This window comes from Arthrobacter sp. E3, from assembly GCF_017353415.1.
Taxonomy (GTDB): Bacteria; Actinomycetota; Actinomycetes; order Actinomycetales; family Micrococcaceae; genus Specibacter.
Map to the genome: position 1 here is coordinate 63,551 of NZ_JAFMPX010000006.1, position 16,873 is coordinate 80,423.

The window sequence follows — 16,873 nt, forward strand, 5'->3', positions numbered from 1 at the left end:
GCGCCGGATGTAAAACCGCCGCTCAACGAGCCCCGCAGGAGTTGAATAATTCAGCATGACCACCAGCATTTCTCGCCTGAGAGCCTTGAAGTAGCGGGTAACGTTGGTGCAATGGTGAGAACATGGGCATGAAAAAGCAGCAACAGGTGTGGCTTTTCGCTGCCGCCATCGTTCTGACCGCATTGACGCTGCGCGGCGCCGTGACGGTGGTGCCTCCGCTGATCTCAACCATCAATCAGGACCTGCCGCTCACGGCCACCACGATCGGCATCCTGGGCATGCTCCCGACGGCCGCGTTTGGTGTTTTTGGGTTCCTGACCCCCTACGTGCTGCGCCTCGCATCGCTGGAAAAACTCATCGTCGCCTCCATTTTGTTGGGCATTGTGGGACAAGTTGTCCGGGTGATGGTTCCCACCACGCCCCTGTTCCTGGTCTTTACCGTCGTGGCCTTCGGCGGACTCGGTGCCGGAAATGTGTTGCTTCCGCCGCTGGTTAAGAAGCATTTCCCCACCAAGATTGGCCTCATGACCGCCGTCTACGTCACGGCGATTTCGATCGGTACGGCGCTCCCGGCCCAGCTCTCCGTCCCTGTCGCGGACGCCACGAGCTGGCAATTTTCCCTTGCCTCCTGGGCGGGGCTTTCCACCGTTGCCTTGATTCCGTGGTTTGTGGCCCTGATTTCACCAAAAACATGGTTTTCATCAGGACCGCCGTCTCCCCCGCGAACGACGCCGGCTCCCACCACCGCAGGCGTCTCACCGACTGCGGCTGCCGTCGGGCAGGGCGATCCGGGGGCGCTGTCCATTCATTCATCGACGCCCGCAGCCCCTTTGCCTCCTGCCAAGATGAATTTGTGGCGCTCACCCACCGCTTGGGGGCTGACGTTGATGTTTGGCTGCACATCGCTGAACACCTATGCACTGTTCGCGTGGCTGCCGGAGATTCTCACCCAGGCGGGGCTGGACAGGGGACATGCCGGTTCCATGTTGGCGCTGTTTGGGGCGCTTGGCCTGCCCTTGAGCTTGTGTATTCCCTTGATTGCCGCGAAGATGCGCAACCCGTTCCCGGCCGTGCTGGTCATGTTGGGCTGCTTCGTTACCGGCTACCCTGGTTTGCTGCTCTCTCCGGCGAACGGCACGTGGCTTTGGGTGTCATTTACCGGGTTGGGACCCGGTACGTTCCCGTTGGCGCTGCTGCTGATCAACCACCGCACGCGCACCCATGTGGGGGCAGGGGCGCTCTCCGGATTTGGCCAGGGCATGGGCTACACGCTGGCTTGCACGGGGCCGCTGTTCTTTGGGTTGTTGCGCCAGTGGACGGGGTCGTGGACCGCGCCGTTCATGTTCTTGTTCGCCACACTGCTGCTGTTGGGTTTCGGTGCGTACATTATTTGCCGCCCGCGGATGCTTGAAGACGACTTCGCTCCCCGCCCCGTCGGCTCCTGAGCCCACGAAACGCGCACGCTCCACATTTTGGGCACAACTGGCGAGGATTGGGGGAGGGTGCGGCCTGAACCGTACACTTGGACATGTGACTCCTGAAGAACTTTCTGCCGCCATTACCGCCTGCCTAAAAGATGCCGTCGACGCCGGTGAACTCAGCGTCCCTGCCGAAGCCCTGCCGAAGGAAGTCCGGGTGGAGCGCCCCAAGAGCCGCGAACACGGGGATTGGGCCACCAACATTGCCCTGCAGCTGGCCAAGCCGGCAGGTGTCGCACCGCGCAAGATCGCCGAAGTTCTCAGCAACCGGCTGGCGGAAATCCCCGGCGTCACCAAGGTGGACATTGCCGGACCCGGTTTCTTGAACATCACTCTCGACGCAGCGGCAGCGGGGGAATTGGCCAAGGCGATCGTGGAGGCCGGTGCAGGCTACGGCCTCAACACGGCGATGGCCGGAACGAAGATCAACTTGGAATTCGTCTCCGCCAACCCCACCGGCCCCATCCACTTGGGCGGCACCCGCTGGGCGGCGGTAGGCGACTCCCTGGCCCGGATCTTCCAGGCTCAGGGCGCGGACGTCACCCGCGAGTACTACTTCAACGACCACGGCAACCAGATTGACAAGTTTGCCCGCTCCCTGCTCGCCAGCGCCAAGGGCGAGCCGGCCCCCGAAGACGGTTACGGCGGAGCATACATTGAGGACATCGCCGCCGAGGTTGTGGCAATGAACCCGGGCGTTCTCGAGAGTGCCGATCCCCAGGAAGAGTTCCGCGCTCAGGGCGTGGAACTGATGTTCGCCGCGATCCGTGCATCGCTGCATGAGTTCGGCGTCGACTTTGACGTCTACTTCCATGAAAACTCGCTGTTTGAAGACGGTGCCGTTGACAAGCTGCTCACACAGCTCAAGGGCTCTGGCAACATGTATCTGAAGGACGGCGCCTGGTGGTTGAACTCCACCGACTACGGCGATGACAAGGACCGCGTGGTCATTAAGAGTGACGGCAACGCAGCCTATATTGCCGGTGACATTGCCTACTTCAAGAACAAGCGCGACCGCGGTTTTGACCTGTGCATCTTCATGCTCGGCGCCGACCACCACGGCTACGTGGCCCGGCTCAAGGCCGCAGCGGCAGCCATGGGCGATGACGCCAACCGCGTCGAGGTGCTCATCGGTCAGATGGTGAACCTGGTCCAGGACGGCAAGCCCGTGCGCATGTCCAAGCGAGCCGGAACAGTCGTCACCATGGAGGACCTCGTGGAGGTGGTCGGCACGGACGCCGCCCGCTACTCGCTGGCTCGCTTCTCCTCTGACTCCAACATCGACATCGACTTGGACGTGCTGACGAAGAAGTCCAACGAGAACCCCGTGTTCTACGTCCAGTACGCTCATGCCCGTACTTGCGCCGTGGCCCGCAACGCAGCAGCCGCGGGTGTTGAGCGCACCGTCTTTGACGCCGCGGCACTGACCCATGCCACCGAGTCGGAGCTGCTGGCGGTGCTGGGACAGTACCCGGGCGTGCTCAGCCAGGCTGCCTCCTTCCGCGAACCGCACCGCGTGGCCCGCCATCTGGAAGTCATCGCCGGCGCCTACCACCGCTGGTACGACGCCTGCCGCGTCACACCCATGGGTGATGACGCCGTCACGGACACCAACCGCACGCGCCTCTGGCTCAACGACGCCGTGGGCCAGGTCCTGGCCAACGGGTTGTCCCTGCTGGGTGTCACAGCCCCGGAACGGATGTAAACATGACTGACACAACACAGCAAGTGGCCGGCGCGCAGCTGGCCCCTGCATGGCTGCCTGCCGCCGGCGACCCCAATGAGCTGGTCCCCGCCATGTGGGCGCACGACGTCGAACGCGGCGGACACGGTGAGCTCACCGTCAGCGGTGTGCCGGTCAGCGAGCTCAAGGCACAGTTCGGCACGCCCTTGTTCGTCATGAGCGAGGACGACTTCCGCGCTAGGGCACGGATGTTCAAGGACGCGTTCGACAATGCATTCGCAGATATTTGCGGCGGCGTGGACGTCTACTATGCGGGCAAGGCATTCCTTTGCACGGAGGTGGCCCGCTGGGTCGACTCCGAAGGGCTGCGCCTTGACACCTGCTCAGGCGGCGAGTTGGCAGTGGCCAAGCGGGCCGGGCTGTTGGGTGAAAACCTTGGGCTGCACGGCAACAACAAGTCCGACGCCGAGATCAACCGCGCACTGGAGATGAACTTGGGCCGCATTGTGGTGGACAGCCTGCACGAGCTCAAGCGCGTGGCTGCACTGGCGGCGGCCCGGAACGCCACGGCCAATGTGATGCTGCGCGTGACCCCCGGCGTGCACGCCCATACTCATGAGTCGATCGCCACGGCCCACGAAGACCAGAAGTTCGGGCTTTCGCTCATCTCCGAGGACCCGGATGCTCCCGGCATGGCTGCAGCGGAAGCTGCCTCCCAGCTGGCCGTGGAAGCGGAGAGCATTAACTTCCTTGGCTTCCACGCGCACATCGGCTCGCAGATCTTCGAAGCGGAAGGCTTTGGCATTGCCGCCCGCAAGCTGCTGGGCTTCACCCATGAAATCCAGACGAGGCACGGCATCACGCTGCCCGAGCTTGACCTCGGCGGCGGGTACGGGATCGCCTACACGGCCGTTGACACCCCGCGACCGGCGGCCGAAGTCGCTGCGGCGATGGCCGACGTCGTGCGTGAGACGTGTGCTGAGCTGGGCATGACGTGCCCGCGGATCTCCATTGAGCCCGGCCGCGCCATCGTTGGCAGCACCACGTTCACGCTGTATGAGACGGGCACACTGAAAACCGTGCAGGTCGAGGTTGGCGGCCAGCCGGATGTGACGGCACCGCGCCGTTATGTGTCGGTAGATGGCGGCATGAGCGACAACGCCCGCCCGGTGCTTTACGAAGCGGATTATTCGGCCGTAGTGGCCAACCGCGCCTCAGCCGCAGCTCCCGCATTGTCCCGAGTGGTGGGCAAACATTGCGAGAGTGGTGACATTGTTGTTAGAGATGTATATCTGCCCAACGATGTGACGGCCGGCGACCTGCTTGCGGTTCCCGGAACAGGCGCGTACTGCTGGGCACTGGCCAGCAACTACAACTATGTGCCCCGGCCGCCCGTGGTGGCACTAAAGAACGGAGCCGCGCGCTTGATAGTGCGCGGTGAAACAGAAGACGATTTGCTGGCACGCGATTTAGGGGCCTAGAGACCTTGACAGAGCGCAACACCGTGGACACCAACGTGTCCGCAAACATTAAAACCCTGAAAGTGGCGCTCCTTGGAGCCGGAAATGTGGGCTCGCAGGTTGCCCGCATTCTGCTCGAGGACGCCGACGCACTGGCTGCCCGTACGGGTGCCCGGCTTCAGCTGGTGGGCATTGCCGTGCGCAATGTCGACGCCCCGCGCGAAGTCAATGCACCGCGTGAGCTGTACACCACGGATGCCTCGGCACTGGTGCGCAGCGCTGACATTGTCATCGAGCTCATGGGCGGCATGGAGCCGGCGCGCACGCTGATCCTTGAAGCCATCGAGCACGGGGCCACTGTTGTCACGGGTAACAAGGCGCTATTGGCCGTTGACGGACCCACTTTGTACGAGAAGGCTGATGCCGCAGGCGTGCAGCTTTCCTACGAGGCCGCCGTGGCCGGGGCGATCCCGATCCTGCGCCCCATCACCGACAGCCTGGCCGGGGACAAGATCACCCGTGTCATGGGAATTGTCAACGGCACCACCAACTACATCCTCGACGCCATGGATTCCACCGGCGCCCAATTCGCCGATGCGCTGGCCGACGCCACCCGCCTGGGCTATGCCGAAGCTGACCCCACCGCGGATATCGAGGGGCATGACGCCGCAGCCAAGGGTGCCATCCTTGCCTCACTGGCGTTCCACACACGTTTTGCGCTGTCGGATGTGCACTGCCAAGGCATTACCGGCGTCACGGCCGAGGACATTGCCGCAGCCAAGGACGCTGGCTACGTCATCAAGCTGCTGGCCATCGCCGAAACGCTGCCGAACCCTGCTGCCGGCAAGACGGACGACGGCGCACCGGCCTTGGGCGTGAGCGTGCGGGTGCACCCGACGCTGCTGCCGCGCGAACACCCGCTGGCTGCCGTGCGTGGAGCGTACAACGCCGTGTTTGTGGAAGCCGAGTCCGCCGGGGAGCTTATGTTCTACGGCCGCGGTGCCGGGGGAACGCCCACCGCGTCGGCCGTCATGGGCGACGTTGTTTCCGCCGCCCGCCGTCTGGTGCTGGGCGGCCCGGGCCGCACGGATTCCAGCATTGAGGTACTGCCTGTGCTGCCCATCGAGGCAGTGGCCACACGGTACTACATTGGCATGGACGCCGCAGACCAACCGGGCGTGTTGTCGAAGATTTCCACACTGTTTGCCGAGCACGGCGTCTCCATCGAGACGATGCGGCAGACGGTGCACCGTGAGCGTGAGGAAACCGAGAATGCGGGGCCCGGTTCCGCCGAGCTGCGCATTGTCACGCACCGCGCCAGCGAAGCTGCCTTGGCAGCAACCGTTGAGGCCATCAAGGGTCTTGACGTTATTAATTCAGTGACGAGTGTCTTGAGGGTGGAGGGAGTCTAATGGCTCACCAGTGGCGCGGAGTGGTCCGCGAATATGCAGAGCGTTTGCCGGTAACGGCAGAAACCAAGATCATCACGCTGGGGGAGGGCGGTACACCTTTGGTGTACGCGCGGCACCTTTCCGAATTGACTGGCTCAAAGGTCTACTTGAAGGTCGAGGGCATGAACCCCACCGGCTCCTTCAAGGACCGCGGCATGACCATGGCCATGACGGCGGCAGTCGCCGCCGGTGCCAAGGCCGTGGTGTGCGCCTCGACCGGGAACACCTCTGCCTCGGCTGCAGCCTACGCCCAGGCCGCTGGCCTGACGTGCGCCGTGCTGGTGCCTGAAGGCAAGATCTCCATGGGCAAGCTCAGCCAGGCGGTGGCCCACGGCGCCACCCTCCTACAGGTTGACGGCAACTTTGACAACTGCCTGGACGTGGCACGCAAGCTGGCCGACTCCTACCCTGTGTTCCTTGTGAACTCGGTGAACCCGGCTCGCATCGAGGGCCAGAAGACCGGTGCTTTCGAGGTGGTCGACGCCCTGGGCGACGCACCTGATTACCATGTGCTGCCTGTCGGCAATGCCGGCAACATCAGCGCCTACTGGCGCGGGTACAAGGAATACTGCGCACCGTACGAGTCCGTGGAAAATGGCACTTTGGCCCCGGTTTCCACCCACACGCCCATCATGTGGGGCTTCCAGGCTGCAGGTGCGGCCCCGTTCGTGGCCGGGCACCCCATCACCGAACCGGACACCATTGCCACGGCCATCCGCATTGGCAACCCGGCCTCGTGGGATATGGCGATTGCGGCAAGGGACGAATCCGGCGGTCTTATCGAAGCTGTCACGGATGAGGAAATCCTCGCCGCGCACCGGTGGCTCTCCGCCAAGGAAGGCGTCTTTGTTGAGCCCGGCTCCGCAGCAGGCGTTGCCGGTCTGATCAAGAAGCACGCAGCCGGCGAAGTCCCCACCGGAAAGACCTTCGTCATCACCGTCACCGGCCATGGCTTGAAGGATCCCGACTGGGCCTTGAAGAACGCCGACGGCTCTTCCGTCACACCCACCTCCGTGCCCTTTGACGTGGTCACGGTTGCCAACGCACTGGGTCTGACGGACTAGCAGCGCACCATCATGACAGGGTCCACCATGACATCCCCGCTTTTGAAAACACCCCTTGCCGGGGTCACCGCCACAGTGCGCGTCCCCGGCACCAGCGCCAACCTTGGCCCGGGATTTGATTCCCTGGGCCTGGCGGTCTCGCTCTACGACACGTTGAGCATCACCACGTTGGACACGCTGGAACTGGAGTTCGACCTGAGTGGGGAAGGTGTGGCGGAGCTTCCCCGGGATGCCAGCCACCTGGTGGTGAAGACCCTTGACCTTGCCTTGGCACGACTGGGCTACATCCGTGGGGGATTGCGCGTTGCCGCCGTCAACGTGCTCCCACACGGCCGCGGCCTGGGCTCCTCGGCGTCAGCCATCGTCGCGGCCATCATGGCCGCCAACGCTTTGGTTGATACTGCAGACAGGCAGGATCTGGCCTGGGTCCTGCAACTCGCCTCCGAGCTGGAAGGCCATCCGGACAACGTGGCCCCGGCCATCTTTGGCGCGGTAGCCGTCTCATGGCAGGAAGGCGAGGGCTACGCCAGTGCCAAGGTCACGCCGTCGGACGTGGTTGTTCCGGTGGTGGCCATTCCCGATGTTGAATTGAAAACCGAACGTGCCCGCGGTATGCTCCCAGCCACGGTGCCACACGCAGATGCGGCCGCGAACTCAGGCCGTGCCGCACTGCTGATGCACGCTTTGACGGCGGATCCCTCCCTGCTGCTGGCCGGTACGCGCGACTATCTGCACCAGGACTACCGTGCAGCAGCCATGCCCGAAAGTGCGGCCCTGGTTGCCGGGCTGCGTGCTGAAGGCTTTGCCGCCTTCATTTCCGGTGCGGGGCCCACCGTTATGGTGCTGGCCAATGGCGGCGCTGAAGCAGACACGATTGTTCAGCGCATCACTGATCTGGATGCAAATGCACGGACAAATGCACAAGCAAACGTACAAAGAGGTGCAGAACACGGCGTGTCTTGGCGGGTTTTGCGGCTGCAACTGGACCTTGAAGGTGCTAAAGTAGAAGTGCATCCGTAGCTTGTAAACACTTTCCACTGACCCGCGCAGGCGTGGCCGTTGGATATGTTCAATGCTTATAGAACTCTTGATGCCGCTCTTGCGGTCCGTGCCATCTTGCTTGCACAGTGACTGCTGGATCAATGAAGGGCAGCCGCCGCATTGATCCTCGGATCATTCCCATGTGAGAAAAGATTCAAAGAGTGAATTACACCATTCCTTGCGCTCCTTCGGGTGGCATCAGGGAAGGGAACCTCAGATATTTCCCTTGGCCAGCCAGTGCGGCTGCACTTGGGGAGTCTGACACTAATCATCGCGGCCCCAATTATTGGGCCCGCCATCGAGGGGGAAGGATCCTTCGTGACCGAAACCGTAATTTCAGCCGCTGATTCCCAAGCAGCTGATGTGGACACCACAGCAAAGTCGGCACCTGCCAAATCAGCCGGCCTGGCCGGATTGAAATTGGCGCAGTTGCAGGTTCTGGCCGGCCAGCTGGGCATCACCGGCGGCTCCAGGATGCGCAAGGGTGACCTTGTTGACGCAATTTCCGCCCATCAGCGGGGCTCTTCCGTGGCAGACCGCCCGGCTCGCTCAGCGGCCAAGACCGCCGAGCCCGCTGCTGAGAAGCCTGCTGACAGCGATTCAGCTCCCGCCGCGCGCAGCAACTCCCGCAGGGGTGCAGCAAGTAAGACCGTAGCCGAGTCCGGCGATGCCACTTCGAACGCAGCTACCTCGAACGAGGTAAAGTCCAGTGACGGCGCAGCGACCACAGAAACCGGCACTGCCGGTGAACGCCCGGCTCGCGGCCGTGGCCGCAGCCGCCGCGCCGGCAGCAGCGACGGTGTCATCACCACCGGAGCAGGCACTGCTGCGCAGGAGTCCGGCACTGCTGCGCAGGAGTCCGGCACTCAAGCAGCCGCGCAGGATTCAACGGTTGTCATCGAGTCGAGCGACAACGCTTCCACCGGGGAGAACGACGGCGACAACCGCCGCCAGAGCCGCACCCGGAACCGTCGTGCTCAAGGCGGCGGGCGCCAGCAGGATGCTGCAACAGGTGGTGCTTCGAACAACGAATCTGCCCCGGCAGAGTCGAGCGAAGCTGCCCAGTCCTCCTCCGAGCCGTCCTCGTCCGAGCAGTCTTCAGCCGGGCAGTCTTCATCCGGTCAGGGTGCGGCAAACCAGGGCGACAACGCTGATGGCAACAACCAACGCAACCAGCGCAGCAACAACCAGCGCAACCAGCGTGGCAACGAGCGCAACAGCAATGACCGTTCAAACACTGACCGCTCTAATAACGACCGCTCGAACACGGATCGTTCAAACACGGATCGTTCAAACACTGACCGCTCAAACACTGATCGCTCAGGCAGCGACCGCAGCCACGACGATCGCAATGACGACGATGGTTCGCGCAACAACCGCAACCGCCGCAACCGTCGTGACCGCAGCGGAAACGAGTCGAATGACCGCAACGACCGCAGCACAAATACCAACCGCAACGATCGCACTGACCGTTTCAGGGACCGCAATGAACGCCGCCGCGGCCGCAGCCAGGGCCCGGACTTTGATGACACGGAGCTGACCGAGGACGACGTACTGTTGCCCGTGGCCGGCATCCTGGACATCTTGGAGAACTACGCGTTTGTACGCACCTCCGGCTACCTGCCTGGTTCCAACGATGTTTACGTTTCACTTGCCCAGGTGAAGAAGTACAACCTGCGCAAGGGCGACGCCGTCGTAGGTGCCATCCGTGCACCCCGCGAAGGCGAAGACCGCAGCCAGGCACAGAGCGCACGCCAGAAGTTCAACGCCCTTGTTCGCGTCACGAGCGTCAATGGCAAGAACCCGGATGACCTCAAAAACCGTATTGAGTTCGCCAAATTGGTGCCGCTCTACCCCTCGGAGCGCCTGCGTCTGGAAACCGACCCCAAGGTCATTGGCACCCGTGTCATCGACTTGGTGGCACCGATCGGCAAGGGCCAGCGCGGCTTGATCGTTTCCCCGCCCAAGGCTGGCAAGACGTTGATCCTGCAGGCGATTGCCAACGCAATCACGATCAACAACCCTGAGGTTCACCTCATGATGGTCCTTGTTGACGAACGCCCTGAAGAAGTCACCGACATGCAGCGCACCGTCAAGGGTGAGGTTATTGCCTCAACCTTCGACCGCCCCGCAGACGACCATACCCAGGTTGCTGAACTGTCCATTGAACGCGCCAAGCGTCTGGTGGAAATGGGCATGGACGTTGTTGTGCTGTTGGACTCCATGACCCGATTGGGCCGTGCCTACAACAACTCCGCACCGTCATCCGGACGTATTCTCTCCGGTGGTGTCGATTCGGCAGCCCTCTACCCGCCCAAGCGTTTCTTCGGTGCTGCACGCAACATCGAAAACGGCGGCTCGCTGACCATTTTGGCCACGGCACTGGTGGAAACCGGTTCCAAGGCTGATGAGGTCATCTTTGAGGAGTTCAAGGGCACCGGCAACATGGAGCTCCGCCTGTCCCGCCAGCTGGCGGACAAGCGCATCTTCCCGGCTGTTGACGTCAACGGCTCCGGCACCCGGCGCGAGGAAAACCTGCTTTCACCCGACGAGGTCAAGATCATGTGGCGCCTGCGCCGCGTCCTCTCCGGTCTGGAAATGCAGCAGTCCCTTGAGTTGCTCACCTCCAAGCTCCGGGAGACAGGCTCCAACGTCGAGTTCCTCATGCAAATCCAGAAGACCACTCTGGGGTCCAAGGCTGAGCACGACAAATAGCTGTTGACACTAATCCGCCTTCGTAGTGAGGGGGCCCGCCCGCTTCGCGGACGCCCGAAGCCGCTCCCGGCCCCCTCACTACTTGGCGGATTAGTGCGTTAACCCTCGGGCAGCCGCGGGAACTATGAAGTAATTAGACTTGACATACGTCGAGAGAGGTTTTGAAATGTTTGAATCCATCCACGGGCTCCTTGATGAGCACGCAGAATTGCAGATGCGCCTCAGCGAGCCGGAGGTGCATGCCGACCAAGGGTTGGCTCGCAAGCTTGGTCGCCGTTATGCGGAATTGAGCAACGTGGTGGAGGGCTACCATCAGGTGGAGTCGCTCGGCGACGACCTTGAAGCAGCCCGTGAAATGGCAACTGAAGACGCCGATTTTGCTGCCGAGGTGCCGGTGCTGGAAGAACAGTTGGCCGCCGCACAGGAAAAGTTGCGCCGTTTGTTGATCCCGCGAGATCCCGATGACGCCCGTGACGTGATCCTTGAGGTCAAGGCTGGTGAAGGCGGTGACGAGGCCGCGCTCTTTGCTGCAGACTTGGTGCGAATGTACACCCGCTATGCCGACTCGCGTGGTTGGAAAACTGAAGTCATCTCCGCCACGGAATCGGATTTGGGCGGCTACAAGGATATTTCCATTGCAGTGAAGGGCCGCTCCAACGATCCAGCCGAAGGTGTGTTTGCACGGCTGAAGTTTGAAGGCGGGGTGCACCGTGTGCAGCGCGTGCCGGCGACGGAGTCGCAGGGACGCATCCACACTTCGGCTGCCGGAGTACTGGTCCTGCCTGAAGTGGATGAGCCCGAAGAAGTGGAGATCAGCCAGAACGACCTCAAGATCGACGTTTACCGTTCCTCCGGTCCGGGTGGACAGTCTGTGAATACCACCGACTCCGCTGTGCGAATCACCCACCTTCCCACGGGCATCGTGGTGGCCATGCAGAACGAAAAGTCGCAGTTGCAGAACCGTGAAGCAGGCATGCGTGTGTTGCGTGCCCGCATCCTTGCTCACCAGCAGGCCATTGTGGACGCGGAGAACTCTGCCGTGCGCAAGTCACAGATCCGCACCATGGACCGTTCCGAACGGATCCGGACGTACAACTACCCAGAAAACAGGATTGCTGACCACCGCACCGGTTACAAGGCGTACAACCTTGATGCTGTGATGAACGGCGACCTTGAGCCCGTAGTGCAATCTGCCATTGAAATGGATGAACAGACACGTCTCGATGCGCTGGGTGACTGACATGCCGCTGGCTGATGCGGTGCGGGATGCCACAGCAGAACTTGCTGCTGCTGGAGTTCCATCACCAGCTGTGGATGCACAGCTTTTGGCCGCCCACCTGCTGGGCGTAAGCCGTGGCGAACTTGCTGCCATGTTATTTGGTACAGCTGTAGCACCAAATGGTTATGCGGACGTGGTGGCACGGCGTGCCTCTCGTGAACCGTTGCAGCACATCACTGGTGTGGCTTATTTCCGGCACCTTGAGCTGGCTGTGGGCAAGGGTGTTTTTGTACCCAGGCCGGAAACAGAGAGCGTGGTTCAGCTGGGAATTGACGTTTTAACACAGCTGCACCAGCAGCGGGGGGAAGGGGCGACGGTTGTGGCCGCCGATCTTGGCACAGGCTCCGGAGCCATCGCAGCAGCCATGGCCACGGAAGTTCCAAACTGCCGGGTTTATGCGGTGGAACTCAGCGAGGATGCCTACCCGTGGGCTGCCAAGAACCTTGCCGGCACCGGTGTGGTTCTTATCCAAGGGGACATGCGTGATGCCTTTTCAGAGTTGGATGGCACGGTCGACGTAGTGGTCTCAAACCCGCCGTACATTCCATCAGACGCCATTCCACGAGACGTGGAAGTGGCGCTGCATGATCCGCATATGGCGCTGTACGGCGGGGGAGCGGACGGCATGGAAATACCGAAGGCGGCCACTGCCACAGCCGCTAGGCTGCTGCGCCCGGGCGGATTCTTTGTCATGGAACACGCCGAAGTGCAGGCAGCACAAATGGCAGAACTCCTGCAAGGCACCGGACATTGGGAGACGATCCGCACTCATCGTGACCTCACCGGACGGGAACGGGCCACCAGCGGCATCCGGTGCTAGAAAAGTTGCACCTATATTTCTTAGCCAAGCCAAAAGCGTTCAACACCATGGGCGCAGTGATGAAAGAATGAACTCGTGAGTACCACGTCTTATAACTGCACCAATGAAGCCCAGCGCGTCGAGGGCTTGGCCGAGGCTAAAAAGGCCATTGACGCCAAGCAGCTTATCGTCATGCCAACCGACACTGTCTACGGCATTGCGGCCGATGCGTTCTCACCGCGGGCAGTTGCCACATTGCTGGCAGCCAAGGGCCGCGGCCGTAACATGCCGCCCCCCGTGCTGATCCCGCGCATCGGCACCATGGAAGGTCTGGCCACGGACATTCCAGATGACGCGCGAAAGCTTGCGGAAAAGTACTGGCCGGGCCCGCTGACCATCATTTTCCATTCCCAGCCGTCCCTGACCTGGGATCTCGGTGAGACGCAGGGGACTGTAGGACTGCGTGTTCCCGACGACCAGCTGGCCCTGGATCTGTTGACCCTGACCGGACCATTGGCGGTTTCCAGCGCCAACCGCACCGGGCAGCCGGCAGCACAAACTGCTTCAGGTGCCCGTGAACAACTGGCCGAATCCGTTGAAGTGTATCTGGAAGGCGGCTTTCGACCCCTGGAAGGCACCGAGCCGGAACCCTCCACTATTGTCGACGCCACAGGACTGCGTCTTCGCGTGGTGCGTGAAGGCGCCATCTCGCTGGCCGATATTCAGCGGATCGTACCCAGCGCCTTGGGCGCGGATATGGAACCCGAAATGTGGTCCCCGCCGAGCCTGGCAAAAGCCGAGCCTGCCCTTGACTTGGTCAAGGAAGAGCCGGCTGCGGAAGAACCTGCCGGCGCCGAGACTGCCGTTGACTTGGTGAAGCACGACGCCACCGAATAACCGGTTCGCCGAACAATTGGCTCGCCGAGTAACTGGAGCCGGTGTCGCATGCCGACCACGCCACTGGCGATGAGTCGCCGAAGGCAGGGCGGTTAGCTGCTGCTGCGTGCTTGTTCGAGGACAGTGCGCACTGCGGCGGCGGGCAACAGGCCTTCGGATTCGGCCCAGCCCGGAGCCTGGGCCTGGCCAAACCACATCAGTTCAACTCTGCGTATGGGTCCATGCAGCCTTTCCCCCAACAGCCGCGACACCAAATATCCGCCGCTTAAGACGGTGTGGCATAGCCACCCGGGGAGTTTGTGCGGGGTGTGTCCGCCGGCGGCAGCCAGCACCTCGGTGACCGACAGGCCCTCCCATGGTTGCAGGACGCATGCAGGCACCTCCGACGCATGCAGCCCTGCCTCCGCGACAAACCACGCGAGGGCGTTAATGGAACTAACGGGTGTGGCTGCGCTTCCTGGTGAGGCCACCGAAGCCAGCGGGGACCCGGCAATCTTGGCCAGGGCCAAGGTGGTGGGGCGGTTGGGCCCCTGCACCGAGGTGGCCCGGACGGTCAGCAAGCTGGGTGGGTTGGAATCAGCCCACAAGGAATCGGCGGCCAAAAGTTCAAGGACTTCCTCACCCAAGGCCTTGGAGCGGGAGTAGGGTGAAAATGGTGCCCGGTCGGAGCTTTCATCAATGACCCGGCGGTGTCCCTGCACTGAGGCACTGCTGAGGTGGACGACGCGCCGAACCCCGGCGCTGTGGGCTGTCCAAGCCACCACGGCTGGCAGCAGGGCATTGGCACCAGTCAAATCAGCCGACTCGGCCCCTCCGGGGGTGGCCAGACCAGCCGCATTGACAACGACGTCGGCACCCGAGAAGGCCTCCAAGAGACCGCCGCTTCCCCGGGCTGGGGATCCCGCCCTGGATTCTTCCAACAGTGCGTGTGCGCTCGAAGCCGTGCTGCGCAACCGCGGCGCCGCCAGGGGCAGAACCTCAATGCCGCGGCACCTGAGCTCGGCCACCACTGCGCTGCCCACAAATCCGGAGGCGCCCAGCACAACCCATAACCCGCGTGCCCGGTCGTCAGTTCCCATCAGTGGGTTCCTGCCTGCAGGGGCCGCGGCCAAGTGGGGGCATGGGCTCAAAGTCGGTGGCTGCCATGATGCGGCGGGACTCACGCCAGCCTGCCAGGAGCCGGCCAGTGCCCCGCAACGTTCGTTCCACACCCGCGAGCCGCAAAAGTTCCTTGGTCGCAGTCAACGCCGTGCCCAAGGCAAAACCTACGGCGTTGAACTTGCCGTGAATGCGCAGGTAGTGGACCAGCAGGCCACGGTTGCGCATGACGTAGTAGCGGCTGAGGTCTGAGGAGTCGTTGAGGTGCCGGATGCCCAAGTCAACGCTGCGCTGTGACCGGGCCTTGTGCAACACAAACTCATTCACGTAGCGAACAGGCCGCTGCAGTGAAACGAGCCAGCCGTAAGTGGTGTCGTCCCAGTTCAGGAAGAAACGCGGATCCGGCAATCCAACTGCACGGACGGCGTCCTCATGCAGCAACATGCCCTCAAAACAGCCCACATTCGTGGCAAATTCATTGGAATGGGCAAAAACATCCCCGCGCACCGGCATGGGGAAGCCAAGAAAAGTGCTGAACTTATTTTGCCAGTAGAACGGCTGGCCTGCTGCATCGTAACGTCGGCCAACGAGTGCGTCGTATTTGTCCATCCAGGGGCCAAAGGCGCCGATTGCCCCGGGAACGGCCGTGACGTCGTCGTCCATCAGCCACATCCATTGGGCGCCTTCCGCCAAGGCGCGTTCAACGCCGGAGCAGAAGCCTCCCGCACCACCGGAATTCTTCGCCAGCTCGTGCTCAATGACAGGGACGGGGACAGGGAGGGCGGCCAGCTGCTCCCGGGCGCGGCCAATCACGGCTGGGGTCGAGTCGGTGCTGGCATTGTTGACCACAATGACGCCGTCGGGGGCAGGGTCCAACGCGGCAACGGACTGCATGAGCTCGCGCAGGTAGCCGGCGCGGTTGTAAGTGGTGATGACGATGAAGAACCGCCCGCGCCGTTGCAAACTCAAAACTTCTGATCCTTCATGGGCCCAAACTTTGCCCCGCGCAGGCCCGCCCCGTAGGTGTCGGCCCACTTGGCCAGGCCCTTGACGTCTCCCTTTTTTAGGAAGTACAGGGGATAGCCGACGGCGTCTGCCACCAGGGAGCGCACGCGGCGGTGTTTGCGCGTGAGGTAGCCGCGGTTGCGGTAGTAGTAAAAACGCTTGAAGGGCGTCTCCGGAACGAGGACGTGCAGACGGTCGCCGAGCACTTCCTGCACTTCGGCCCAACCAGCCGGGTGGGTCAGGGCTACCGAGGTCACGGTGCCAAACTTAACCTTGGCCTCACGCAGGCGAAGCATGAAGTCTGTTTCGTCGCCGCGGATGAAAAGGCGGAGATCCGGCAGTCCCACCTTGAAGAAGACATCGCTGCGGATCAGTGCACCGTTAAAGAACTGCCCCACATTGTCAATGAAACCCAGCGGCTCCACCACACTGCGCTCATGCGTGAGGTGACCGCCAATGCGGAACGGGAAGGACAGCTTTTCGGGGGAGCCGGGGGCCACAATCAACGGCACCACAACATCGAGCTGGTGTTCCTTGGCGGCCTCCAACAGCGTGGCCAGGCAGGCGGGATCCTCGGGATGTGCGTCGTCGTCCATGATCCACACCCACTGCGCACCGGACGCGATGGCGTTCAAGATGGCCAACGAGAAGCCGCCGGCACCGCCCAAGTTGGCCAAAGAGCGCACGTAGCTCACGTCCAGCGGGGCTTCAGCGGCAATGGCCGCCACGGATTCCTGCCCGGAATCCACCAGGGCAACGGCGTGCGGGGCGTGGGTTTGCTGCGACAGAGCCCCCAACAAAGTGCGTACATCCTCGGGGCGGTCAAAGGTGACGGCAGCGACGGCTACGGTATCAGTCAAGGAGGTCCTCTCGGGAGCTGCCCACGGTATTGCCAGCAGTAT

13 protein-coding genes are annotated in these 16,873 nt (G+C 62.5%); 10 read left to right on the forward strand and 3 right to left on the reverse strand.

Going from position 1 to position 16,873, the window contains the following annotated elements; translation table 11 throughout:
* Window positions 1–128: 128 nt before the first annotated feature.
* The 10 genes from JMA46_RS04490 (at window position 129) to JMA46_RS04535 (ending at window position 13,868) form a co-directional block, all read left to right on the forward strand.
* A complete protein-coding gene (locus tag JMA46_RS04490) occupies window positions 129–1,445 on the forward strand; it encodes an MFS transporter (protein ID WP_207344093.1) in 1,317 nt (438 codons plus the stop codon).
* Between the two features lie 85 nt (window positions 1,446–1,530).
* Window positions 1,531–3,183, forward strand: coding sequence for an arginine--tRNA ligase (gene argS, locus JMA46_RS04495; RefSeq protein WP_207344094.1), 1,653 nt, complete (start codon window positions 1,531–1,533; stop codon window positions 3,181–3,183).
* 2 nt (window positions 3,184–3,185) lie between these two features.
* Window positions 3,186–4,643 (forward strand): diaminopimelate decarboxylase, encoded by a 1,458-nt coding sequence (gene lysA, locus JMA46_RS04500; protein ID WP_207344095.1) that lies wholly within the window; start codon window positions 3,186–3,188, stop codon window positions 4,641–4,643.
* Window positions 4,644–4,690: 47 nt separating this feature from the next.
* Complete coding sequence (locus tag JMA46_RS04505) at window positions 4,691–6,034, forward strand: homoserine dehydrogenase (protein WP_207344161.1); 1,344 nt, start codon at window positions 4,691–4,693, stop codon at window positions 6,032–6,034.
* Window positions 6,034–7,137, forward strand: a complete 1,104-nt coding sequence (gene thrC, locus JMA46_RS04510) for a threonine synthase (protein ID WP_207344096.1) — start codon at window positions 6,034–6,036, stop codon at window positions 7,135–7,137. The genes JMA46_RS04505 and thrC overlap by 1 nt, the downstream gene beginning before the upstream one ends.
* A 27-nt stretch (window positions 7,138–7,164) precedes the next feature.
* Window positions 7,165–8,157: a homoserine kinase gene (thrB, locus tag JMA46_RS04515; protein WP_247647044.1), complete on the forward strand. Its 993-nt coding sequence runs from the start codon at window positions 7,165–7,167 to the stop codon at window positions 8,155–8,157.
* Between the two features lie 339 nt (window positions 8,158–8,496).
* Window positions 8,497–10,893 (forward strand): transcription termination factor Rho, encoded by a 2,397-nt coding sequence (gene rho / locus JMA46_RS04520; protein ID WP_207344098.1) that lies wholly within the window; start codon window positions 8,497–8,499, stop codon window positions 10,891–10,893.
* 166 nt (window positions 10,894–11,059) lie between these two features.
* Window positions 11,060–12,133, forward strand: a complete 1,074-nt coding sequence (prfA, locus tag JMA46_RS04525) for a peptide chain release factor 1 (protein ID WP_207344099.1) — start codon at window positions 11,060–11,062, stop codon at window positions 12,131–12,133.
* Window positions 12,099–12,992 carry a peptide chain release factor N(5)-glutamine methyltransferase gene (gene prmC / locus JMA46_RS04530; protein ID WP_247647045.1) on the forward strand — a complete coding sequence of 298 codons (894 nt, stop codon included), beginning with the start codon at window positions 12,099–12,101 and terminating at the stop codon, window positions 12,990–12,992. Before prfA ends, prmC begins: the two co-directional genes overlap by 35 nt.
* A gap of 75 nt (window positions 12,993–13,067) precedes the next feature.
* The gene (locus tag JMA46_RS04535; RefSeq protein WP_207344100.1) at window positions 13,068–13,868 is read left to right on the forward strand and encodes an L-threonylcarbamoyladenylate synthase; all 801 of its coding nucleotides are present in this window, start codon (window positions 13,068–13,070) and stop codon (window positions 13,866–13,868) included.
* Between the two features lie 92 nt (window positions 13,869–13,960).
* On the opposite strand, the gene JMA46_RS04540 is transcribed toward JMA46_RS04535, so the two are convergent.
* Genes JMA46_RS04540 through JMA46_RS04550 form a run of 3 tightly spaced genes read right to left on the reverse strand, consistent with a single transcriptional unit; the run spans window position 13,961 to window position 16,831 of the window.
* Window positions 13,961–14,947, reverse strand: coding sequence for an NAD-dependent epimerase/dehydratase family protein (locus tag JMA46_RS04540; RefSeq protein ID WP_207344101.1), 987 nt, complete (start codon window positions 14,945–14,947; stop codon window positions 13,961–13,963).
* Complete coding sequence (locus JMA46_RS04545; RefSeq protein WP_207344102.1) at window positions 14,937–15,935, reverse strand: glycosyltransferase; 999 nt, start codon at window positions 15,933–15,935, stop codon at window positions 14,937–14,939. Before JMA46_RS04545 ends, JMA46_RS04540 begins: the two co-directional genes overlap by 11 nt.
* Window positions 15,932–16,831, reverse strand: a complete 900-nt coding sequence (locus tag JMA46_RS04550) for a glycosyltransferase family 2 protein (protein ID WP_207344103.1) — start codon at window positions 16,829–16,831, stop codon at window positions 15,932–15,934. The genes JMA46_RS04545 and JMA46_RS04550 overlap by 4 nt, the downstream gene beginning before the upstream one ends.
* Between the last annotated feature and the right edge of the window lie 42 nt (window positions 16,832–16,873).

Bases quoted from the DNA above. Each gene is read 5' to 3' on its own strand.
- JMA46_RS04540 (WP_207344101.1), bottom strand. From the start codon at position 14,947: ATGGGAACTGACGACCGGGCACGCGGGTTATGGGTTGTGCTGGGCGCC.
- prfA (WP_207344099.1), top strand. From the start codon at position 11,060: ATGTTTGAATCCATCCACGGGCTCCTTGATGAGCACGCAGAATTGCAG.
- thrB (WP_247647044.1), top strand. From the start codon at position 7,165: ATGACATCCCCGCTTTTGAAAACACCCCTTGCCGGGGTCACCGCCACA.
- lysA (WP_207344095.1), top strand. From the start codon at position 3,186: ATGACTGACACAACACAGCAAGTGGCCGGCGCGCAGCTGGCCCCTGCA.
- JMA46_RS04490 (WP_207344093.1), top strand. From the start codon at position 129: ATGAAAAAGCAGCAACAGGTGTGGCTTTTCGCTGCCGCCATCGTTCTG.
- prmC (WP_247647045.1), top strand. From the start codon at position 12,099: ATGAACAGACACGTCTCGATGCGCTGGGTGACTGACATGCCGCTGGCT.
- thrC (WP_207344096.1), top strand. From the start codon at position 6,034: ATGGCTCACCAGTGGCGCGGAGTGGTCCGCGAATATGCAGAGCGTTTG.